Origin of the sequence: Shewanella sp. SM29, from assembly GCF_025654245.1 — a bacterium.
GTDB classification, from domain to species: domain Bacteria; phylum Pseudomonadota; class Gammaproteobacteria; order Enterobacterales; family Shewanellaceae; genus Shewanella; species Shewanella oncorhynchi.
The window spans coordinates 25,579-48,975 of the sequence record NZ_JAKKRN010000022.1 but is presented as its reverse complement, the minus strand read 5'-3'; the positions used below and the strand labels follow the sequence as shown (position 1 = coordinate 48,975).

The following is a 23,397-nucleotide window of genomic DNA, read 5'->3' as shown; positions in this document are numbered from 1 at the left end:
ATTGTATGGGCTGATTTATATGGAAATAATATTAAGGTTAGTTATTTTCCGATACAGAAAGAGCTGAAAATCTTGCCGAGTAAATCGTCAGAAGTGAAGCGGCCAGTGATTTCTGATAGTGCTAATTGGCACATGCGTAACTCTTCTGCCAGCAGTTCTCCTGCTAGATACACTTCTAATTGTTCTTTACCCAATTGCAGATGGCTTGCGGCGAGTTCAAGGGCTTCTAAGTGACGACGCCGGGCGATAAAGCCACCTTCGAGGTTACTCTGGTAGCCCATGAGTGATTTTAAATGCTGCTTTAACTGTTCAACACCTAAGCCCGTTTTAGCCGAGATCCGGTAAACACTATAACCTTGTTCTTCGGTCATCATTAAGTCTTCGCCAGTGAGATCGGCTTTATTGCGGATCACTGTCACACCTAAATTTGAGGGCAGGCGATCGACAAAGTCAGGCCAAATATCATGGGGATTAACGGCGGCTGTGGTGGTGCCATCAACCATAAATAACACCCGATCGGCATTGTTTATTTCATTCCAAGCGCGTTCTATGCCAATTTGTTCAACGGTATCTGTCGTATCACGTAGGCCTGCGGTATCGATAATGTGCAGCGGCATGCCATCTAAGTGGATGTGCTCACGTAATACATCCCGTGTTGTACCAGCAATTTCGGTAACAATAGCCGATTCTTTACCGGCTAAGGCGTTTAATAAGCTGGATTTTCCGGCGTTAGGACGACCCGCGATCACGACTTTCATGCCTTCGCGGATGATAGAACCTTGTTTAGCACTGGCTTGCACTAGGTCAAGTTTGTCGATGATTTTATAGAGTGCATTGGCAATTTTGCCATCACTTAAAAAGTCGACTTCTTCATCGGGGAAATCAATCGCAGCTTCTACATATAAACGTAGGTTAGTGACTTGATCCACCAGCTCATGGACTTCCTTAGAAAATTCACCCTGGAGTGATTGCAGCGCACTTTTAGCCGCTTGCTCACTGGTGGCATCGATAAGATCGGCAATCGCTTCGGCTTGGGTCAAGTCTAGCTTATCGTTCATAAAGGCTTGTTCGCTGAACTCACCGGGTTTGGCTATTCGAATACCACCGACTTCCATTACACGTTTGATCAGCATGTCTAGAACGATTTGGCCGCCGTGGCCTTGAAGTTCCAATACATCTTCGCCAGTAAAGGAATTGGGGCCTTTAAAAAACAGCGCTATGCCTTGGTCGATTACTTGGCCTGTTGCACTTTTAAAGTCGCAATAATCGGCATATCTCGTTTTAGGAAGATGACCCAATACGGCCATAGCCACATCACTGGCCTTGTTGCCTGAAATTCGGATGATGCCAACGCCGCCACGTCCGGGCGCGGTGGCTTGAGCCACGATAGTGTCAGTTGTCACGGAAATACCCACCAAACTAATATCTACCAAATCATGTAAAGGAAAAGGCGGCTAATTAAGCCGCCTTTAGTATTATTTTCACTTTATGCTTTGCTAAAGGTAGGGCTTATTTTAAGCCTTTTTTCTCAAGACCTGCATAAATAATCTTCTGCTGCGTGATGGCAACTATGTTACCTACTAACCAGTACAGTACTAGACCCGATGGGAACCACAGGAAGAATACGGTAAAGATTACTGGCATCCATTGCATCATTTTCACTTGCATTGGATCCATTGTCGGCGCAATTGGTTGCATCTTCTGCATTACAAACATAGAGACGCCCATCAGCAGCGGCAGTATGTAGTAAGGATCTTGTACTGATAAATCGTGGATCCACAGCATAAATGGTGCATGACGTAATTCGAAGCTTTCTAGCAATACCCAGTATAAGGCAATGAAGATTGGCATCTGTAAAATAATAGGTAAACAGCCACCCATAGGGTTAACTTTTTCTTTCTTATACAGTTCCATCATGGCTTGACCCATCTTTTGACGGTCATCACCAAAGCGTTCTTTCAAATCTGTCAGCTTAGGTTGCAGGTTACGCATCTTAGCCATTGAGGTGTACTGCGCTTTTGTCAGCGGGAACAGTAAACCACGAACGGTTAATGTGATCAGAATAATTGCCACACCCCAGTTACCGACGAATGATTGATAGAACATCAATAACCAGTGAATAGGAACCGCTAACCACCATAAGAAACCGTAATCGACCACTAGATTTAGGGTTTCAGAAATCGCTGACAGTGCCGCTTGATCCTTAGGACCTACATAGAACTGTGAGCTAATTTCTTGGCTGGCACCAGGTGCAATATCGTATACCGCGCCGCGGAAACCAATATTAGCTAGACCGCCAGCACTGACACTAGAAAAAATGGTGTTACTGTCAGTTGCGGGTGGCACCCAAGCTGAAACGAAATAGTGTTGTAACATGGCTGCCCAACCGCCTAAAGTGGCTTGGTTCAGGTTACTTTTGGCCATGTCGTCAAAGTTGTATTTTTCATAGCGCACATCATTCGTTGAGAACGCACCACCACGATAGGTAGGCATCATCATGCTGCTTTCAGATGGCTTGATCGTTTGTTTAATCTGACCGTACATCTGAACTTGCAGCGGTGCTGCTGAAGTGTTGTTGATTTTATAGTCAACATCTATGTTGAACTTACCGCGATGGAATACGAACACTTTAGTGTAAGTCACACCATTGTCAGCGATATAAGTTAACGGTACTTCTAAGGTATCTTGGCCTTCGGCTAAGGTATATTCAGTTGCCGTTGTGCTAAATGCGGCACGGCCTTTTGCGCTGCTATCGATACCATCGCGACCAATTAGGCCGCTTTGAGCGATATAAGTGAAATCATTCGTTTGCTCAAGCAATACGAATGGTTGATCTTTCTCTAGTTCTTTTTTGTGCGAAACTAACGCAGCAAAAACGATGTCACCACCCACTGGATTGATCTGAATGTCTAACTGATCTGTTTTTACCGTAATCAGTTTGCTGTTTGCAGTAACTGCAGCAGCAGGAACACCTGTATCAGCTTCTGGAACATCGGCACTGTGCGAGCTTGCCGCGTTCGCCACTAAGGACGATTCGGTTGCAACGGGTTTAGGAGCTTTGTCTGCTTGCCACTGTTGCCACAGCAAAAAGCTGACAAACAGTAGTCCTATGAGCAATATATTGCGTTGAGATTCCATAGCCTATTTATTACACCTATCATTTTTAGGGGGGACGGGATCACTACCGCCGGGATGTAAAGGGTGACATTTTAATATGCGTTTCAATGCAAACCAACAACCTTTCGCGGTTCCATGCACTTTTATTGCTTCAATAGCGTAGTGAGAGCAGGTGGGATTGAAACGGCATCGAGGGCCCAGTATAGGGCTTATGAATACTTGATAGCCACGAATTAACGTGGTCGCTAGCCATTGTAGCGGCGACTGAGTTTGCGCCATAGCTTTTCTATCAATTTGTTGATTTCAGCGTTTTCCATTTCCATCACGCCATTTCTGACAAGCACAACAATATCAAGATGAGGAATGTCGTGTTGATTTAAGCGAAAACTATCTCTGATCACGCGCTTAATACGGTTACGTTGATTGGCGCGTTTTACATAGCGTTTAGCAACAGTAAGGCCCATACGCGGATGTTGTTCCGTGTTAGGAATAGCGAGCAAGGTAATTTCAGCAGAAGATGCTTTGATGGGATTGGAAAATACAGATTTAAATTGCGCGGGAGTTAACAAACGTAACTCCCGCGAAAAGGTATAGCTAGTCAACTAGTTACCCACTTATTAAGCAGATAAACGAGCGCGACCTTTCGCACGACGACGTGCAAGCACCTTACGGCCGCCTACAGTAGCCATACGAGCGCGGAAGCCGTGAGAACGCTTGCGCTTCAGGTTGCTAGGTTGAAAAGTACGTTTACTCATGATGGCAATCCGTCTTTGTTATTAGTGAACATATCCTTATCTCTAGGATAGAGGTAAGGGCAAAAAAGAGGCCGAATTGTAATCACAATACTTAGTCACGTCAACAACGAAAGTAAGTAAGTGCTTTATTTCTGCCAGCGTATCCTTAGATCAACCCCCAGAATACACCATAAGATGTGGATAACTCTGTGTACGGACACTACATGTAGTAGTGCAGGGGATCTTCGAGCCGATCGAAGGGGCGCCATTATAGATCAATGTGGATCGCTTAATAAAGCAGGATTTGCGGTTAGTGCTGAATAAAAGGATCGTTTTGGATCTTTGATGATCGAGGATATCCACATAGAATGATCTCGCTGGGGATAAATATTTTTTAAGGATAGCGATCCTTGAGATCTCGCTATAGAATACACCTCTTTTTTGATGATCTTTTGGGGATAACTAAGTGGCTGTTTCACTTTGGCAACAATGTATCGGACGACTGCAAGATGAGCTTTCTGCTCAGCAGTTCAGTATGTGGATCAGACCGTTACAAGCCGAAATGGATGGAGATACTCTGGTGCTTTATGCGCCCAACCGCTTCGTGCTTGATTGGGTCAGAGATAAGTACATCAATATCATTAATCAGTTCTTTACTGAGCAAATGGGTAGCGACGCGCCTAAATTGCGTTTCGATATAGGTAGTCGTCCTTCGGCGAAAAAGCCTAGTGTTCCAGCACCGATTGCGCCAACTCGTGTAGCGAATACCCAAACTAAAGCGACGGTAGGCACGACGTTTAATGTCCAAGCCGAGCCTATGGCGAACGCGAATCACCGCAGTAACATTAATCCGAGCTACCAGTTTGATAACTTCGTAGAAGGTAAGTCTAACCAATTAGGTAAAGCTGCGGCGTTACAAGTGGCTGAAAATCCGGGTGGTGCTTATAACCCACTATTTTTATATGGCGGAACAGGTCTAGGTAAGACTCACTTGTTGCACGCTGTTGGTAACGGGATCATTAAAAATAATCCTAATGCCAAAGTGGTTTACATGCATTCCGAGCGTTTTGTCCAGGACATGGTTAAAGCGCTGCAAAACAATGCGATCGAAGAATTTAAACGTTACTACCGTAGCGTCGATGCCTTGTTTATTGATGATATTCAATTTTTTGCCAATAAAGACAGATCCCAAGAAGAATTCTTTCATACCTTCAATGCGTTACTTGAAGGGAATCACCAAATTATTTTGACTTCAGATCGTTATCCAAAAGAGATCGACGGTGTTGAAGACAGATTGAAATCGCGTTTCGGTTGGGGTTTAACTGTGGCTATTGAGCCACCAGAGTTAGAGACCCGCGTAGCGATCTTGATGCGTAAAGCTCAAGAGAGCGGCATTAATTTGCCCGATGAAGTGGCTTTCTTTATTGCTAAGCGTTTACGTTCAAACGTGCGTGAGCTCGAAGGGGCGTTAAACCGCGTTATCGCCAACGCTAACTTCACTGGTCGGCCAATTACTATTGATTTTGTTCGTGAAGCCTTACGTGACCTCTTGGCACTTCAAGAAAAATTAGTCACTATAGACAATATTCAGAAAACCGTAGCTGAATACTACAAGATCAAGATGGCTGATATGTTGTCTAAGCGTCGTTCACGCAGTGTCGCGCGCCCAAGGCAAGTGGCAATGGCGTTATCCAAAGAATTAACTAACCAAAGCTTGCCGGAAATTGGTGATGCTTTTGGTGGTAGAGATCACACCACAGTGTTGCATGCCTGTCGTAAGATTGCTCAGCTACGGGAAGAGAGCCACGACATTAAAGAAGATTATGCTAATTTGATTAGAACCTTATCTTCTTAAAACAAGGAATTTGGACACGATGAAATTCTCAATTGATAGGGATGCCCTATTAAAGCCGTTGCAATTGGTGTGTGGTGCGGTAGAAAGACGCCATAACTTGCCCATTTTGTCTAACCTCCTTGTAGAAGTAAGTGGTCACTCACTTAAGCTGACTGGTACAGATTTAGAAGTCGAACTCGTGGGCCAAGCTGTGGTTCACGGTGATATCGAAGAAGGTCGTACTACGGTTCCAGCGAAGAAACTGCTCGATATTGTTAAGTCTTTGCCAGAACAAAGCGAACTGAAAGTCGAACAACAAGATAATAAATGGTTGCTGCGCTCAGGCCGTAGCCGTTTTTCCTTAGCGACTTTGCCCGCAGAAGAATACCCTAACGTTGAAGCCTTCCAAGCTGAGATTGAATTTAGCTTGAAGCAGGGCGTGTTGAAGTCGATTATCGACTCGACGCAGTTTTCGATGGCTAACCAAGATGTACGCTATTACCTCAACGGTTTATTGTTTGAAACTGAAGGTAATGTGTTGCGTGCGATAGCGACCGACGGCCATCGTTTAGCCTTAAGTCATCGTACGATTGAAGCACAATTACCAGAAAAACAAGTCATTGTGCCCCGTAAAGGCGTAATTGAAATGGCGCGCTTATTGGAGTCTGACGATCTCGATATCACCATTGCTATTGGTGATAATGCTATTCGTGCCACCACGGCTAACACAGTATTTACCAGTAAATTAGTCGATGGTCGCTTCCCTGATTATCGCCGTGTATTGCCAAAGGGCGGTGATAAAATTGTGATTGCGAGTCGTAATCACTTGAAGCAAGCGCTGACGCGGGCTTCTATTTTATCCAATGAAAAATTCCGTGGTGTGCGTATTCAACTCGAAAATGGTTTGCTCAAGATCACCGCTAATAATCCTGAACAGGAAGAAGCGGAAGAAATCATTGATGTGGAATACAACAATCAGGCCTTAGAAATTGGTTTTAACGTCAGTTACTTACTGGACGTGCTCAACAACCTTAAGTCCGATGATGTGCGTATCACGCTCATTGATGGTAACTCCAGCGCCCTAATCGAAAACCATTTGGAAGAAGATTCCATGTATGTGGTTATGCCGATGCGCTTATAAACCATCGATTTTTACGTTACCCGTGTCTGTACCTCTGTCTTCGATGTCTATGCCGCTTAACGGCGGCACAGTGTTAAATGCACAGCATTGGCCATTCTTTCACTCATTTACCGATAGTCTTAGCCTGTGGCAGCGATTGAGTTGCTCGTTAAGTGCTATGAATCCTTGCCTACGCCGTTTACGCGGCTTAATGAGTAATGCATGAGCCTGACCCGTCTCAATATCGAAGCGTTTCGCAACATTCAGTCCGCACAGTTAATCCCCGCACCTGGGATTAACGTGATTTATGGTCAAAATGGCAGCGGAAAAACCAGTATTTTAGAGGCCATTTATTTCCTCGGTATGGGGCGCTCGTTTCGAAGCCATTTATCCCAACGAGTGATTAATCACGATGACGATAAATTAACGCTATTTGCGACTTTAAATTTAGCGCGCGGTGACAGTAAAATTGGTTTACGCCGATTTCGCAATGGTGAGACGGAAGTGAAAATCGACGGCGAAAAAGTCAAACGTCTGTCGACCTTAGCCGAAGCTTTACCTATTCAAGTGATCACACCTGAAAGCTTTTCTTTACTGTTTGAAGGCCCAAAATCCCGTCGACAATTTATCGATTGGGGCGCATTTCATGCTGACCCACAGTTTTATGGCGCTTGGACGAATGTTCGTCGCATTCTTAAGCAAAGAAATCAATTACTTAGGAACGGCTCAGCTTACAGTCATATTCAATTTTGGGACCAAGAGTTTGTGCGCTATGCCGAGCAGGTCACCGAAATACGAAACCATTATGTAGACTCGTTAAATGAGCTACTTAAGGGTATAATCGGGGAGTTTTTACCGAGTGTAGATGTGAAGGTTTCATTTACGCGCGGCTGGGATAGTAAAACGGATTTTGCAGAACTACTCGAAAACCAATATTCCAGAGATTTGGCCACAGGTCATACCGTCAGCGGTCCCCATAAAGCTGACCTTAGACTTCGTGTAGGCACTTTGCCGGCGCAGGATGCCCTGTCCCGTGGTCAATTGAAATTATTAGTCTGTGCACTGCGTATTGCACAGGGAAAGTTGCTCAAACAACAAATAGATAAAAACAGTATTTATCTTGTGGACGATCTTCCGTCCGAGTTGGATGCACAGCATAGGCAGCTATTGCTTAAGCAGTTAACGGATACCGGAGCACAAGTTTTTGTGACCGCCATTGATCCTGCTGCAATAGTCGATTCGTTACACACGCCTCCCAGTAGGATGTTTCATGTGGAACAGGGACGTGTAACGGTAATTGAATAACCATTGAGAGAATAATATGTCAGAGAATAGTTACGATTCTTCGAGTATTAAGGTCCTTAAGGGCCTTGATGCAGTACGTAAGAGACCTGGGATGTATATTGGTGACACCGACGACGGTACGGGTCTACATCATATGGTGTTCGAAGTAGTCGATAACTCTATCGATGAAGCCTTAGCCGGCCACTGTAGCGATATTACGATTACTATCCATGTAGATGGTTCGGTTTCTGTTAAGGATGACGGCCGTGGTATTCCGGTCTCTATCCATGAGGAAGAAGGCGTATCGGCGGCAGAAGTTATTATGACGGTATTGCATGCCGGCGGTAAGTTCGACGATAACTCCTATAAAGTGTCTGGCGGTCTCCACGGCGTGGGTGTATCGGTTGTAAACGCTTTATCTAAAAAGCTGCAAATGACCATTCGTCGTGCTGGCAAAGTATACGAGCAGTTTTATACTCACGGTGTGCCTGATGCGCCGATCAAAGAGATTGGTGATGCAACCAAAACCGGTACTGAAATCCGTTTTTGGCCAAGTGAAGATACCTTCAGCGATGTTGAGTTTCACTTTGAAATTCTGGCAAAGCGTGTGCGTGAACTGTCTTTCCTTAACTCAGGCGTGGGTATTCGTCTGGTTGATGAACGCGACAATAAAAATGAATTTTTCAAATACGAAGGCGGTATTAGCGCATTCGTCGATTACCTGAACCGTAATAAAACGCCAGTCAACAAAGATGTATTCCACTTTATGCAAGAGCGTGAAGATGGCATTACCGTTGAAGTGGCTATGCAGTGGAATGACGGTTATCAGGAAAATATTTTCTGTTTTACCAACAACATCCCACAGCGTGATGGTGGTACTCACTTAGTCGGTTTCCGTAGTGCGTTGACACGTAACCTCAACAGCTACATGGAAAACGAAGGCTATAACAAGAAAGGTAAAACCAGCGCGACTGGCGACGATGCCCGCGAAGGCTTGACTGCTGTTATCTCTGTTAAAGTGCCAGATCCTAAGTTCAGCTCGCAAACCAAAGACAAACTGGTTTCTAGTGAAGTGAAAACCGCGGTTGAACAAACCATGGGTGAGAAGCTGAACGATTATCTGCTGGAAAACCCAGCTGATGCGAAGTTGATCGTCGGGAAGATTGTCGATGCGGCCCGTGCCCGTGAAGCGGCGCGTAAAGCCCGTGAAATGACCCGTCGTAAAGGCGCACTGGATTTAGGTGGTTTGCCAGGTAAGCTGGCCGATTGCCAAGAAAAAGATCCTGGTCTTTCAGAAATTTACATAGTGGAAGGTGACTCTGCTGGCGGTAGCGCTAAGCAGGGACGTAACCGTAAGAACCAAGCGATTCTGCCACTGAAAGGTAAAATTCTAAACGTTGAGAAGGCCCGCTTCGATAAGATGTTGTCTTCTCAAGAAGTGGCCACACTGATCACGGCACTTGGCTGTGGTATTGGTCGCGACGAATATAACCCAGATAAAACCCGTTATCACAACATCATCATCATGACGGATGCTGACGTCGACGGCTCGCACATTCGTACTTTGCTGTTGACCTTCTTCTTCCGTCAAATGCCTGAATTGATTGAGCGTGGTTATGTGTATATTGCTCAACCGCCTTTATTTAAAGTGAAAAAGGGCAAGCAAGAACAGTATTTGAAAGATGAGCCAGCATTGACTCAATATCTAACGACTCAAGCATTGGATGGCACTATTGTGTACCCAACGCAAGGTGCGATTGGTATGTCAGGTGAGCCGTTAGAGCGTTTAGTGACTCAGTATCGTGAAGTGGAAGCCATTGTGGCTCGTTTAGAGCAGCGCTATCCAACGCATATTACTAACCGTATGCTTTACCACCCAATGATCACCAACGAGATGTTGGCCGATGAAGGCAAGATGAAAGAGTGGATCGATGCCTTTATCCATGAGCTGGTGGAAATGGAAAACAGCGGTGTACTGTATTCTGCTGAGCCGATTCTCGATCCTGAGCGTAAAGTGTATCTGCCTAAGATCACTATTCGTAAACACGGTATCGATACTAACTATCTGTTTACTTATGACTTCTTCCAATCAAGCGATTATCAACGTATCGGTAAGTTAGGTGCGGCGTTAGATGGCATGATTGAAGAAGGCGGCTATGTACAACGCGGCGATCGTGTTAAAGAAGTCGGCAGCTTCCTCGAAGCGCTAGATTGGACGATTTCTGAAGCCAAACGCGGCTTATACATTCAACGTTATAAAGGATTGGGTGAGATGAACCCAGAGCAATTGTGGGAAACTACAATGGATCCTGAATCACGCCGTATGTTGCAAGTCACGATTGATGATGCCGTGGGTGCCGATCAGTTGTTCACTTGTTTGATGGGTGATCAAGTTGAACCTCGTCGTGAGTTCATCGAAGCGAACGCATTGAACGTGGCTAACTTAGACGTGTAGTGCTAGATGTATAATATTAGACGTGTAATGCGTGTTAAGTGACTCGCGTTAGTACGTGAATGATTAAGGGAAAGCCAAGGCTTTCCCTTTTTTATCTCTATGATTTATCTCTTTATCGATCAATACCCGCTTCATCTGCTGCAACAATTTCAGTCTCTGCTTTAGCCGCATTAATCCACGCCTGCATTTCCGGACAGCTGATCACATGCTGCATATAGGCACGGCTTGCCTGCGAGACTTCAATATCGTAGGTAAGAAAACGCATAACCACAGGGGCAAACATCATGTCGGCAATCGACCATTGGCCAAATAACCAAATACCTTCGGAATTTGATGGGGCAAACTCGGCCATCTGTGCAGACCAAATCGCATCGATGCGCTCAATGTCTTTGCGGACCGCATCAGTGAGCTCAACATAGCGCCTCGCGCGTATGTTCATTGGTAGAGCGTTACGCACGGCATTAAAGCCTGAATGCATTTCACTGGCAATCGATCTAGCCTTGGCTTTTTGTTTAGGATCTTGCGGCCATGCGCTACCTGCAAGATAGGTGTCGTTGAGGTATTCACAAATTGATAGTGAATCCCATACCGTAATGTCACCATCGACTAATGTCGGTACTTTTAAAGTCGGCGAAATGGCTTTGAGTTGCTGATAGAAGCTGTCGGTATCGAGTTGCAGTAATACTTCGTTGAACTGCACGCCAGATTTTGCGGCCATTAACCAAGCTGTGACCAGCTAGAGTAATTTTTATTGCCGATATAAAGATCCATTGTTTGTCCTTGAGTGAAATGCAGAGTTTCTGCAAAGCTACTATATGGACTCATTTCACCTATGACTAATAAATATTTTACCCTTTCTACATCCGCTAATACGCGTCATTTCTCTTGAGCTTACGAGTCACTTTTATTGAATTTAAACGACTCACAGCATTGAGATAATTTAACCATATCTTAATTACTTTGTTCGATGGATTCTGTCGAGATGAAGGCTAATTGGCGAGATAAATGGATGTGGCAGCGAGTGATTTACCCCGTAAGTGCACTGATTTTTATGCTATCGGCGGTGGCAAACGCCGATGAGGCAAATAAGTTATTGAATATGTGTAAGGCCTGTCATGGCGAGTCCGGTGTGAGTCGTTTTGAGCATATTCCTAACATTGAATGGCAAAACTCAGAATACCTATTGAAGCAACTGCGAGCCTTTAAGGCGGGGGATCGCCAAGATCCCACTATGACTAAAGTCGCCCAACTCTTGACTGAGGCTGATATGCAGCTGATGGCGGATTACTTTTACCTCGGAAAGGATAAATAATATGGATCTTAATCGTCGGGTTTTTATTAAAGGTGCGGTAGCGACTTCTGTTTTATCTGCCTTACCCGTTAAGTGGGTATTTGCCGATCAGCTTCCCGCAGAGGTCATTCCTCTGGATATATCAGCATTAACTTGGACTAAGGGTGAGGACTTGCCGAGTTATTTCAAAGTGTTAAACACTCATCCACTGAATGCGTTTCCGCCGGAGCATAAGCTCGCTCCAGCTGTGACGCCTGCCGATGCCTCGTTTATCCGTTGGAATGGCATAGTGCCTGACTTTAAGGCGTTAGATGCTAAAACTTGGACTTTTCAAGTGGATGGTGAGTCTGTTATCACCCCAAAAACCTACACAATTGATGAACTTAAGCGTCGCTTTAAGCATTACACATTGCAGTTGCTGATTGAATGTGGCGGCAATAGTCGCTCTGGCTTTTTTCCTAGTACTAAGGGTAATCAGTGGAATAATGCTGGCGTATTTTGCTCCGAGTGGACAGGTGTGTTAGTGAGTGATGTGCTTAAGGATTGCGGTATTAAATCTGATGCTGTTTACACAGGCCACCACGGTGTTGATCGGCATTTGAGCGGCAAAGGTGAGGCGATTTCACGCGGCGTACCAATAAAGGCGGCGCTCGAAGAGCTTGGGCTTATTGCATGGTCGATGAATGGTGAGGACATTCCTTATCTACATGGATATCCCTTACGTATTGTGTTTGGTGGACGGCCAGGATCCGTTTCGCAAAAAGCGGCGACGGGGATCAGTGTGCGTAATAAAGTCCATGATGGACATAAAATGGAAGCACCAGCGTATCAACTCCCTAAATATCCGATAGCGCCAGGTGAGTCTGTTGATGATAAAGACTATAAAATCATTGAAGAAATGATAGTGAAGTCATTGATCACTCAACCCCAATCTGGAACCGAATTAGCTGTGGGTCAAAAGATGACTATCGCAGGCCATGCTTGGGCGGGATTGCGGGAAGTGGTTAAGGTGGAAGTCAGTTACGATTATGGCACCCGTTGGTTTGCCGCTGAATTAGAAAAATCTAAAAACATAACAGCATGGCAGCAATGGAAGATTGAATTGCAATTACCGTCGCAGGGCTATTATGAAATCTGGGCCAAAGCGACCGATAGTGAAGGTGATAGTCAGCCTGTCGTACAACCGCAATGGAATCCTAAGGGATATATGTTTAACGGCTGCCACCGTATTGCCGTTAGGGTAATGTGATGAAATCACATATCAATAAACTGATATTGCTTGGGTTAGTGGCATCCAGTATTTCGCTAGCTGCTGAGTATCCAGTGGACCCTAAATCGGGTTTGATCATGGCTCCTGGCTGGGAGTTAGTGAACTATCAATGTAATGCCTGCCATACCAGTATGATAGTCGTGCAAAACCACGGCGATAAAGCCTTTTGGAAAGAGACTTTGCAGTGGATGGTAGATACTCAGGGTTTATGGGACTTGTCGGATACTTGGGAGCCGACCTTGAGTTATCTAAGCACTCATTATGGGCAGGCTGAAATGGATATGACGATCTTCAGACGTCTACCTTTAGAACCGAGCCTGCAGCCTGCGCTAGTTAACCCTTTCCCTAAGGAGCCAAAATGAAAGTGATTATCATAAGTTTGATTGCACTATGTGGCTTATCCACAGAGGTTAATGGAGAGGTTTATCAAGCAGATATAGAGCGAGGTCAGGCATTGGCTACGGCACAGTGTGAGTCATGCCATGGCAATGCGGTGATCGCTATGGCCAAACAATTCCCAAACTTAAAGGGACAAAAATTAGCTTATCTTAATAAACAGCTCGTCGATTTTAAAACCGATGTACGACTCGATCCTTTGATGCAATCACAAGTCAGCGCGTTAAGCTCTGAGCAATTACAAGATGTGGCGCTGTTTTATAGCCAGCAAGTTACACCGAACCTAAGTGCGAATTAGCGCGAGTATAGTGCGTTATTTGAATAAAACCGATATAGGGTGTAGTTGGGAATACGGGGTGATATTTTGTAGATTTGATTATGCAGTGGTTCGTTAACCTAGGCTACGTTGTAGTCGGTAGAAGTAATCATGCCATTCCGCTTGTGCCGTTACCGCTTGTTCATCGTCAACCAATTCGAATTTAATTGTTTGCCCTGGGCGAGTTTGCGCGAGTTTCCACAGATCGGCTTCAATAATCACGGCTATTTGAGGATGATTGCTGGTGGTCTTAGCATCGGCAAGTAACACTAAAGGTTGCCCTGAAGCTGACACTTGAATGACTCCGGGCTTGACTGTATGGGATTGAACGGGAAATGGTTTTGCTAAGGTCAATATTTCCCCGTTGAGTATTGCACTTGCACGATTGCTTTCTGCTGAAAGTTGCCACTGTGTTTGCCAGAATGTTTGCTGAGATTTCAACGAGAAGGCTTGGGTGTGTTTTGTTGCGAGTGCGCGAATATGCCCATTCCAACTTTTTTGAATTGCGCCAACTTGCCTTCTTAGTGGATGAGCGGAACCTAAGGTCAGGCTATCGCCAGCTTCTAATGCGCGGCCATGAAATCCACCGATACCTGAGGTTAAATCAGTTGCAGCAGAATCCATCACTAACGGCACTTTAACGCCACCGTCAACCGCAACATAGGCACGCATGCCTTTATTTCCCCCTCTAAGACTGAGTTTTTGTCCTGCCTTAATAGAGTAACGCCAGCCGCAAACTATGGGTTTATTATCTATGCGCGCATCGAAATCGGCACCGGTTAAGGCAATCCAAGCATCACGTTTAAACAAAAAAATCGATTGTCCAAAGGTCAATTCCAGTACGGGTGTATTGTCTGGGTTTGAGAGTAGGCGGTTTGCTAAACACAGTGCAGGTCTATCTAAGGCACCTGCTTGGGTTACGCCTAAATGTCGATATCCCATGCGTCCGATATCTTGAACTGTGGTTAGTGCACCCGCTTTTATTACCTCGATCATCAAATTTTCCGTTGTTAGCTCGCGAGTAGATTGTTAATCAATTAAAGGGAGACAAAATATGTATCTCTTTATGAATGGTAGGCATATTGTCAGTTAAATGATGCTGAAATGTAAGTTTTTTGAGGTTTCAACTTGTAACCAAGATTGTCTTTGTAAAAGCAGTAATGGTGGGATAGAAGAAGTCCGAAATGAATTGAATATGTTACACTTAAGCTAAGTATTAGCCTCTCTACAATGCCTTAATACATGGCTTGAGCTGATCAAAATGGATTTATGATGGGCAATATTTAACTGACTTTTTAACAATTATTTATAATGACAGGTTGATGCTTCTTGATTAAATCACTTTTTAACAAACTCTTTAATATTCGTGATACGGCGACCGTTGAGAGACCCAAAAGTTTTTCAACGACGGACTTAGGTAAGTCGCTTGAACCTGCGCGAAAGCCAGCTAAACCTCTCGAAGACATTAGTGTGGTATCTGTGGATTTATCTGCACTCTTTTATAGTTTGTTATTTCCGACACGGGTTAAGGACACTGGCGGTGTAGCCAATAATCTTGAACGTCGAGTCATGACGGAGATAGAGCAGGCCTTGGCATCGCCACAAGTGATCGCCGAAAAAGTGTTAAAACTGCCGTCAAAAGTATTGGAGTTAGATCGTAAATTGTCCGACCCACAGTTTGATATTAAGGCTCTATTAGCACTTATCGAGCGTGATCCTTTACTGAGTGTGGAGGTGCTTAAGCTGTGCAATTCCCCTGCGTTTAAACGTAGTAATAGGGATATCACCAGTTTACAGCAGGCTTTGGTACAGCTTGGCCGCGAACAGTTGAGAAAATTTGTCACCACTTGTTTAGTGCGTGAAATGTTGGATATCAAACCAATCTATTTTCGTCGTTTCGGCGCTGAAATTTGGCGCCACTCGATGCAGGTCGCCTTTCTCGCCAGTGAGTTAAGCGATGAAGATCAAGATACGGCTTTTTTATTGGGCTTATTGCATGATGTCGGCAAGCTGGCCATTTTCAAAATGCTACTCGATGCGTTTGTGCAGGCGGAGCCCGGAGAACAGCCTAATTCTGGGTTATTTAGACAAGTGATGACGACGAAATCGTTAACCTTAAGTTCATTGCTCGCTAAGTATTGGCAGCTACCTAATACCTTTGAAACAGAATTAGATAAGCTCGCCAGTGTGAACTCGCGTCCGCAAGCTGGGCTCGCAGCTGTGGTATGGCGGGCGAATGTGATCAGCGAGATTTCTATGCTGCATCAAGCAGGGCAATTGTCTCCTGAAATACTGGCGAATTTACTGCAGCAAGTTAACTTAGATCAAACTCAATTTGATGGCTTACATCAACAACTGACGCAGTTCTGATTGGGCTGTTTAAGAAATCAGGACAATAAAAAACGCGCTATTGAGCGCGTTTTTTCTAAAGCGATAATTTAAAAAACGTTAGTATCGTTATTGCAGTAGTGATATATCCGCGACGTGCAGGAACTGCTCGCGTAGATTATTCAATAATGCTAAACGATTGTTTTTCAACGCTTCATCATCCGCCATGACCATCACATCTTCGAAGAACTGATCCACGCTTTCACGTAGGCCAGCTAACAAGGTTAAGGCTTGTTGGTAATCGGCATTGGCAAACAAAGGCGCCAATTGCGGTTGCAGCTCGTTCAACTTGGCTGCCAATGCTTGTTCTGCGGCTTCGGTTAACAGACTCGCATTGATCGTTGTCGGTAAAGCACCTTCAACCTTAGCTAGAATGTTTGATACACGTTTGTTCGCTGCCGCAAGTGCACTAGAAGCTTCTAGGCTTCTAAAGTGTGATACCGCATTGATACGGCTATCAAAATCAGCTGGGCGTGTTGGGCGACGTGCTAGCACGGCTAAGATCACATCAACACCAATACCTTTATCTTGATACCAAGCGCGGAAGCGTGCCATTAAGAACTCTAACACTTCATCGCTTGCATTGGCGTTGCTTAAGTTAGTACCGTGGAGCTCCTGAGCTTTAGCTATCAGCGTTACTAAGTCCAGTGGCAGTTTGTTCTCAACGATAATACGCAGCACACCGATGGCGGCACGGCGTAGGGCAAAGGGATCGGCAGCGCCTTTTGGTGCTTGGCCAATACCAAAGATGCCGACTAAGGTGTCGAGCTTGTCTGCTAATGCGACAGCGCAAGATACACCGGCATTAGGCACTGTATCGCCAGAGAACTTAGGCTTGTATTGCTCTTCCATTGCAACTGCAACGGCTTCGGTTTCACCATCGAGGCGGGCGTAGTGCATGCCCATAGTGCCTTGAGTGTCGGTAAACTCCATCACCATATTGGTCATCAAATCGGTTTTAGATAACAAACCTGCACGGGCTGCATCAACTGCATTCGCGCCAGTTTGTCCGGCAATAAAGGCGGCTAGAGCAGAAATACGATTTACTTTGTCTTTTAAGGTGCCGAGCTGTTGTTGGAACAGGACGGTTTCTAGGCTAGGTAAACGCGATTCCAGCGTGTGTTTTTTATCGGTATTAAAAAAGAACTCGGCGTCGGCAAGACGTGGGCGAACGACTTTCTCGTTACCAGAGATAATTTGCGCGGGATCTTTAGATTCGATATTGGCCACAAAGATAAAGTTTGGCAGTAACTTGCCTGCATCATCAAAGACTGGGAAGTATTTTTGGTCGCCTTTCATGGTATAGACCAAAGCTTCAGACGGTACACTTAAGAATTTTTCTTCGAAGCTGGCGGTCAATACCACAGGCCATTCAACCAAAGAGGTGACCTCTTCAAGCAGGCTATCTTCGATATCCGCTGTGCCACCAATCTTAGCTGCGGCTTTTTCGGCATCGGCTTTGATTAATGCTTTACGGCTTTCGTAATCGGCGATGACTTTACCTTTTTCTTTTAGGTCGGCAAGGTAGTGATCAGCGTGTGCTAATTCAAACTGCTTGAGCCCCATAAAGCGGTGACCGCGAACAGTGCGTGCCGATTTGATACCCAGCAATTCACCTTCAATCAACTCACTGCCTAACAAGATAGTGGCTGTATGAACGGGGCGAATAAATTGGGTTTTATTATTGCCCCAACGCATTGGCTTAGGAATGGGCAATTTATCGAGTGCACGTTGAGCCATAGCGGCGATCAAACTTTTGGTTTCGACGCCCTCAACTTTGGCGTTATGGACTAACCATTCGCCTTTATCTGTGACTAAACGTTCGGCTTGCTCAACGGTAATGCCATTACCACGTGCCCAACCTTCAGCGGCTTTAGTCGGTTTGCCTTCAGCATCGAATGCTGAACTCACGGCGGGGCCACGTTTCTCAACCACTTTGTCAGCTTGCGCAAGGGCAAGTTCAGTGACGTTAATTGCCAGACGACGTGGCGCTGCGTACCAAACGGCTGAGCTGAACGCTAAATCGGCTTTGGTGAGTTCTTCAGTAAAGTTAGCTAAAAAGGATTCAGCCAGTTTACGCAGTGACTTAGGTGGTAATTCTTCCGTGCCTAACTCTATGAGTAAGTTTTCAAAATTCATGTTTTTACCTCTACTTACACATTGGGAAGCCAAGCGCTTCGCGTGCCTGATAATAAGATTCAGCGACCGCTTTCGCCATAGTACGAACACGTAAGATGTAGCGCTGGCGCTCGGTAACTGAAATGGCATGGCGGGCATCGAGCAGGTTGAAGGCGTGTGAGGCTTTCATCACTTGCTCGTATGCGGGCAGAGGTAAAGGTTTTTCTAGCGACAATAAATGCTGACACATTTTTTCGCATTGATCGAACAAGGCGAACATAAAATCCACATCGGCGTGTTCGAAGTTATAGGTCGATTGCTCGACTTCGTTTTGATGGAACACATCGCCATAGGTGATTAGGCCCAGTGGACCATCGGTCCATACGAGATCATAAACACTATCTACGCCTTGGATATACATGGCCAGACGCTCTAGGCCATAAGTGATTTCACCTGTGACTGGGCTGCATTCGATGCCGCCGACCTGCTGGAAGTAAGTAAACTGAGTCACTTCCATACCATTAAGCCAGACTTCCCAGCCTAAGCCCCAAGCACCTAGTGTTGGTGATTCCCAGTTATCTTCCACAAAGCGGATATCGTGGATTTGAGTATCAATACCCAGTGCTTGCAGTGAGCCTAAATACAGCTCTTGAATATTGTTAGGTGAAGGCTTCAACACGACTTGGAATTGGTAGTAGTGCTGCAGACGGTTAGGGTTTTCACCGTAACGACCATCCGTAGGGCGGCGCGATGGCTGCACATAGGCACTGCTCATAGGTTCAGGCCCTAAAGAACGTAGGAAAGTTTGTGGGTGGAATGTACCAGCGCCGACTTCCATATCTAAAGGTTGAACAATTGCACAGCCTTGCTGTGCCCAATATTCCTGCAGGGTGAGAATGAAACCCTGAAATGTTTTTACGTCGTGTTTTGTCGTCATGTCTACTTGTCTACTGCCGTCAGCCTGAATAGAAAATGGGTTCGATTATACCTTGTAGATATCTGCTTATGTAGGTTATTTTTTACCTTCTTAATTAAAACAATAAGGTTATATACCATGGAAGAGATCCGCTGTGGCTGGGTAAGTGATGATCCCTTGTATCGTGAGTATCACGACAAAGTGTGGGGGCGACCTGTTTATGATCCAAAGGAGCTGTTTGCTAAGTTGTGTTTAGATGGTCAACAGGCCGGATTATCTTGGATAACTATCCTGAAGAAGCAACAAAACTATGAACAGGCCTTTGCTAATTTTGAACCTGAGATTATTGCGACTTTTGATGAGGCGAAAGTGGAGGAGCTCATGCTGGATCCCGGCATAGTGCGCAATCGCTTGAAGGTGAACTCTATCATCAAGAATGCCAAAGGTTATTTAGCATATACTGCCGACGGGAAGGATTTCTCTGCATTTTTATGGAGCTTTGTGGGCGGAAAACCCATAGTTAATCAGATTACGGCAATGTCGCAGGTTCCTGCACAAACACCAGAATCTGAAGCCATGTCAAAAGCGTTGAAGAAACTCGGATTCAATTTTGTCGGCCCAACCATTTGTTATGCCTTTATGCAGGCGGTGGGTATGGTGAACGATCACCTTGTCGAGTGTATTTCCTATCAGACCTGTGTTGATTCCTGTGCTGAGCATAGCCACTAGAATCATTAATCGTTGATCTGACTGATATTAAAGAAAACTCTTGTAGAGTATCCAAATACAAAAAAGCATGTTCCACGTGGAACATGCTTTTTGAGCTTCGCTGGAACTCATCTTGTTAAACTTAAACGGTCTCAACAGGAAAGCTATTTTCCTTAGACTTGAAAGTTGCCCTTAGAGTTTCTCAAAGAAAAACGGCTTACGCTGTGCTTTATCCCCATTAAGTTCATTCATAGTCTCTGCATCAAATAACTTACCATTGACCATAGTATGAGTGACTCTGTCGGTGACTCGAATGTCGGCTAATGGATCACCATCAATAACGATCAAGTCTGCGAGCTTGCCTTCTTTGATAGAACCGAGTTGCTGCTCCATGCCAAAGGTCGTCGCTGGATTAATGGTGGCCGTTTTCAACACTTCCATATTGCTCATGCCGCCTTGGGCAAACATCCACATTTCCCAATGTGCCGCTAAACCTTCACGTTGACCGTGGGCGCCAATATTTGGGTGAACCCCTAACTTATTGAGTTCGTTAGCCACCTTAGCAACATTGAAATGATTGTAGTGGCTCTCTGGTGCATGGGGGCGTCGCATTGATCTTGCTTGTAAAATATCGGCTGGCACATACATGGATAGGCGTGGATGTGCCCACACATCGGTTTTATCATACCAGTAGTTTTCACCAGAAATACCACCATAGGCAACCACTAAGGTTGGCGTGTAACCAACTTGAGTCTGGCTCCAAAACTGTTTGATATCATTATAGATTGAACCAACGGGGAGCGAGTGCTCAATCGTAGTATGTCCATCGGCGACCATGCTTAAATTATGTTGCAGCAAGCTGCCACCTTCAGGGACAACCATCATTTCAAGTTCACGGGCTGCGGCTATGACTTGCTGTCTCTGATTGCGGCGCGGTTGGTTATAGCTTTTTACGCTAAAGGCTCCGACTTTTTTCAGGCGTTCAAGATGGAATTTGGCATCATCCAGTGAGTCTATGTGCGATGTGTAGCCAGGCGCATTTGCGCCATAGAGTATGGTGCCGGTGGAGAATATTCGTGGGCCAACAATATTGCCTGCTTTTTGTTGCTCAGATGCGGCAAAGATTTCTGTAGTGTCATTCGATGGATCGTGAATAGTGGTGACACCCAAGGATAAGCCTGAATACAGCGCCCAGTTCTGTTGTGGCACAATTTCATCATCTGCTTGCGGTCCATGGGCGTGGGCATCGAATAGTCCTGGCATAATGGATTTGCCTTTGATGTCGATGATCTGCGCATCCTTAGGAATCGCAACATTGGCATCGCCTACGGCGACAATATGATTGTCTTTGACTATGACCACACCATTATCAATCACTTGGTCATTTTCCATCGTAATCACTTTACCACCGACAAACGCGATTGTTCCACGTGGAACATCGGCCTTTTCGGTAAAGCCTAAATCGATAATGCTTGGTTGTGCCTTTTCATCTTTGTTGCGATATTGAGTGTCAACCTTGGCTTGGTACAACTCGGGGCCAAGAGTCCAATATAGTTGGTCGCTTTTACTGTTCCAACTGATACTTTCACCCGCACGGGCACTCAATTGGCTTACGGGTAGATTGCTGGCATTGGGGCCAATCTCAACTGTCTCGCTGTGTTTAGCAAAAGGTGTTACCCAAACCTTGAATCGTTCAGCAAAGGCGAGTTGCTCACCATCGGGTGAAACCCTAAATTCAGTTGCATGTTTGCTGCTGTAATGAACCCGTTTATCGAAGCCGTCTAAGTTGATGGATGATAACTGCGGCGTTTCATCTTCGCTGCTATTCATAAAAAAGACGCGATCGGCATTAGCACCGAATTGAGCTTGATAGCCATCGGCACTGATCTTGCTATTTTGTTTACCTTTAATATCGACTTTATATAGCCCAGGTTCCTGCGACCAAGTTCTTGGTGTGAGGTTACCGCCTTGAGTTTTACGATACACTACGAGTTCACCATTGGGTGAAAAGGTGGGTTCGACATACTTTCCTGGCTCAGATGTTAGCTGCTTAGGTTTGCTACCTTTGGCGCTGATCACTTGCACTGTGCCTTGGTCTTGGTCATTCCAAGTGGTGAAAACAATATTTTTACCATCGCGCGACCATTGGGGATAAAGTTCTGCAATATTTTTGTCTAGCTCAGTCAAGCGTGACATTCTGCCATCGGGTAAGGATTTTAACCAAATTTTACCCAGTGCTTCGAAGGCGACTTTGCTACCATCCGGTGAGACCTGCGCCATACGTAGCATTTTTACATCGAAAACGTCTTTATCGATATCTTGCTTAAAGCGCACCGAGGGCTGTACGGCTAACTCAGTTTTTACACTAAAGGGGATATCTGTGAGTGTTTTATTGGCAACATTCAGACGATTAATTTTTCCCTTAGCCCAGAAGAAAATATCCTTGTTATCTTGTGTCCATGCCATTGTTGGATAGACGCCATGAATGGCCCAAGTCTCCTGCATATCACGGTCAAGTTCGCCAAACAGCTTAGTTGTTTCTCCCGACTTAAGGTCGAGTAGGTAGAGTGATGACTGGAAATCATCGCGCTTAATATAGGCGAGCTTAGTACCGTCTGGGCTCGGCGTTGGCCGAATCGCTCCACCCGTGTCTTCGATTAATACCTCAATCTCACCAGTTTGAGTATCGTAGCGTTTTATTTTGTAGATACCGTTGACCGAATCCTTTGAGTAATGGAATGTTTTACCCGGCGTGTCATCCTGACTAAAGTAGATATAGCGACCATCGGGTGAATACGCGGGTTCACCTAAATCTTTCTCATCATTAGGACGTTCGGTCAATTTAACGCCTTCACCACCCGCAACGTGGTATAGCCACACTTCGCCCGCACCCAAACTACGACTGGCGGTAAAGTGCTTACGGGCAACCAGATACTGGGAGTCTGGGCTCCAAGCTGGACTGTTTAGCAGCCTGAAGGTTTCTTGGGTGACTGTTCTTGGGTTTTTGCCATCAGCATCCATAATCCAAATGTTATCACCACCATCACCATCGGACGTAAAAGCAATGTGCTTGCCATCAGGGCTATAGACGGGCTGCATCTGCCAAGCTATGCCTTGGGCTAATGGCTTAGCTTCACCGCCTGTTACTGGAATTTGGTAGATGTCACCGAGTAAGTCGAAGACGATATGCTTACCATCTGGACTGACACTCAAGTTCATCCAAGTGCCTTCATTAACATCAACTTTGACTTGCACTAAGGGAGCATTCGCTGGAGCGTTAACATTCCAAGTCGATTCTTTCGTTTCTGTGGCGTTAACTGCGAGGGTATTCATCCCAAGAGTGAGGGCAATATAAAGCGGGGTAAGTTTAGAGTTCAACATGTCACTTCCTGTTATCGTTCTTATGGGCTACATGAGCGGTATTAATCACAAGATAAAGTTTTGTTAATA

The 23,397-nt window shown here is 45.3% G+C and carries 20 protein-coding genes and 1 pseudogene; 11 read left to right on the top strand and 10 right to left on the bottom strand.

Features of this window, described 5'->3' with window-relative positions; translation table 11 throughout:
• Positions 1–41 precede the first annotated feature (41 nt).
• The 5 genes from mnmE to rpmH all read right to left on the bottom strand — a co-directional run bounded on the left by mnmE (position 42) and on the right by rpmH (position 3,872).
• Positions 42–1,403, bottom strand: a complete 1,362-nt coding sequence (mnmE, locus tag L5L77_RS15220; protein ID WP_263169512.1) for a tRNA uridine-5-carboxymethylaminomethyl(34) synthesis GTPase MnmE — start codon at positions 1,401–1,403, stop codon at positions 42–44.
• 106 nt (positions 1,404–1,509) lie between these two features.
• Complete coding sequence (yidC, locus tag L5L77_RS15215; protein ID WP_105250801.1) at positions 1,510–3,138, bottom strand: membrane protein insertase YidC; 1,629 nt, start codon at positions 3,136–3,138, stop codon at positions 1,510–1,512.
• A gap of 3 nt (positions 3,139–3,141) precedes the next feature.
• Positions 3,142–3,396 (bottom strand): membrane protein insertion efficiency factor YidD, encoded by a 255-nt coding sequence (yidD, locus tag L5L77_RS15210; protein ID WP_006083829.1) that lies wholly within the window; start codon positions 3,394–3,396, stop codon positions 3,142–3,144.
• A complete protein-coding gene (rnpA, locus tag L5L77_RS15205; RefSeq protein WP_105250802.1) occupies positions 3,363–3,719 on the bottom strand; it encodes a ribonuclease P protein component in 357 nt (118 codons plus the stop codon). Before rnpA ends, yidD begins: the two co-directional genes overlap by 34 nt.
• A gap of 15 nt (positions 3,720–3,734) precedes the next feature.
• A complete protein-coding gene (rpmH, locus tag L5L77_RS15200) occupies positions 3,735–3,872 on the bottom strand; it encodes a 50S ribosomal protein L34 (RefSeq protein WP_006083827.1) in 138 nt (45 codons plus the stop codon).
• Positions 3,873–4,317: 445 nt separating this feature from the next.
• Here rpmH and dnaA point away from each other — a divergent pair, with 445 nt between their 5' ends.
• From dnaA to gyrB, 5 genes are read left to right on the top strand one after another with little or no spacing between them, the layout of a single operon-like run.
• On the top strand, positions 4,318–5,706 hold the full coding sequence (gene dnaA, locus L5L77_RS15195) for a chromosomal replication initiator protein DnaA (RefSeq protein WP_006083826.1): 1,389 nt from the start codon (positions 4,318–4,320) through the stop codon (positions 5,704–5,706).
• 19 nt (positions 5,707–5,725) lie between these two features.
• On the top strand, positions 5,726–6,826 hold the full coding sequence (gene dnaN, locus L5L77_RS15190) for a DNA polymerase III subunit beta (RefSeq protein WP_105250803.1): 1,101 nt from the start codon (positions 5,726–5,728) through the stop codon (positions 6,824–6,826).
• On the top strand, positions 6,801–7,031 hold the full coding sequence (locus tag L5L77_RS15185) for a hypothetical protein (RefSeq protein ID WP_263169510.1): 231 nt from the start codon (positions 6,801–6,803) through the stop codon (positions 7,029–7,031). The genes dnaN and L5L77_RS15185 overlap by 26 nt, the downstream gene beginning before the upstream one ends.
• The gene (gene recF / locus L5L77_RS15180) at positions 7,028–8,110 is read left to right on the top strand and encodes a DNA replication/repair protein RecF (protein ID WP_263169508.1); all 1,083 of its coding nucleotides are present in this window, start codon (positions 7,028–7,030) and stop codon (positions 8,108–8,110) included. Before L5L77_RS15185 ends, recF begins: the two co-directional genes overlap by 4 nt.
• A 16-nt stretch (positions 8,111–8,126) precedes the next feature.
• Positions 8,127–10,544, top strand: coding sequence for a DNA topoisomerase (ATP-hydrolyzing) subunit B (gyrB, locus tag L5L77_RS15175; protein WP_263223038.1), 2,418 nt, complete (start codon positions 8,127–8,129; stop codon positions 10,542–10,544).
• A 112-nt stretch (positions 10,545–10,656) separates the two neighbouring features.
• Here the strand turns inward: gyrB and L5L77_RS15170 are convergent.
• Positions 10,657–11,315 (bottom strand): annotated as a pseudogene (locus tag L5L77_RS15170) (glutathione S-transferase family protein).
• A 238-nt stretch (positions 11,316–11,553) separates the two neighbouring features.
• Between L5L77_RS15170 and L5L77_RS15165 the strand changes: the two are divergent.
• From L5L77_RS15165 to L5L77_RS15150, 4 genes are read left to right on the top strand one after another with little or no spacing between them, the layout of a single operon-like run.
• A complete protein-coding gene (locus L5L77_RS15165; RefSeq protein ID WP_212601140.1) occupies positions 11,554–11,856 on the top strand; it encodes a c-type cytochrome in 303 nt (100 codons plus the stop codon).
• Position 11,857: 1 nt separating this feature from the next.
• Positions 11,858–13,084 (top strand): sulfite oxidase, encoded by a 1,227-nt coding sequence (locus L5L77_RS15160; protein WP_263223036.1) that lies wholly within the window; start codon positions 11,858–11,860, stop codon positions 13,082–13,084.
• On the top strand, positions 13,084–13,467 hold the full coding sequence (locus L5L77_RS15155; protein WP_263203835.1) for a cytochrome C: 384 nt from the start codon (positions 13,084–13,086) through the stop codon (positions 13,465–13,467). Before L5L77_RS15160 ends, L5L77_RS15155 begins: the two co-directional genes overlap by 1 nt.
• Entirely contained in the window at positions 13,464–13,799 is a 336-nt protein-coding gene (locus L5L77_RS15150; RefSeq protein ID WP_263223035.1) for a c-type cytochrome, read from the top strand. The genes L5L77_RS15155 and L5L77_RS15150 overlap by 4 nt, the downstream gene beginning before the upstream one ends.
• Before the next feature lie 93 nt (positions 13,800–13,892).
• Here L5L77_RS15150 and L5L77_RS15145 read toward each other — a convergent pair whose 3' ends face one another.
• Complete coding sequence (locus L5L77_RS15145) at positions 13,893–14,813, bottom strand: biotin-dependent carboxyltransferase family protein (RefSeq protein WP_263223033.1); 921 nt, start codon at positions 14,811–14,813, stop codon at positions 13,893–13,895.
• 333 nt (positions 14,814–15,146) lie between these two features.
• Between L5L77_RS15145 and L5L77_RS15140 the strand changes: the two genes are divergently transcribed.
• On the top strand, positions 15,147–16,187 hold the full coding sequence (locus L5L77_RS15140; RefSeq protein ID WP_263223031.1) for an HDOD domain-containing protein: 1,041 nt from the start codon (positions 15,147–15,149) through the stop codon (positions 16,185–16,187).
• 87 nt (positions 16,188–16,274) lie between these two features.
• Here the strand turns inward: L5L77_RS15140 and glyS are convergent, their stop codons facing one another.
• The gene (glyS, locus tag L5L77_RS15135) at positions 16,275–18,344 is read right to left on the bottom strand and encodes a glycine--tRNA ligase subunit beta (RefSeq protein WP_263186040.1); all 2,070 of its coding nucleotides are present in this window, start codon (positions 18,342–18,344) and stop codon (positions 16,275–16,277) included.
• Between the two features lie 10 nt (positions 18,345–18,354).
• Entirely contained in the window at positions 18,355–19,260 is a 906-nt protein-coding gene (gene glyQ, locus L5L77_RS15130) for a glycine--tRNA ligase subunit alpha (RefSeq protein WP_263169494.1), read from the bottom strand.
• Between the two features lie 117 nt (positions 19,261–19,377).
• On the opposite strand from glyQ, the gene L5L77_RS15125 reads away from it, so the two are divergent.
• Entirely contained in the window at positions 19,378–19,968 is a 591-nt protein-coding gene (locus tag L5L77_RS15125; RefSeq protein ID WP_263169493.1) for a DNA-3-methyladenine glycosylase I, read from the top strand.
• Positions 19,969–20,139: 171 nt separating this feature from the next.
• Here the strand turns inward: L5L77_RS15125 and L5L77_RS15120 are convergent, their stop codons facing one another.
• Positions 20,140–23,328: an amidohydrolase family protein gene (locus L5L77_RS15120; RefSeq protein WP_263192911.1), complete on the bottom strand. Its 3,189-nt coding sequence runs from the start codon at positions 23,326–23,328 to the stop codon at positions 20,140–20,142.
• Positions 23,329–23,397: the final 69 nt, after the last annotated feature.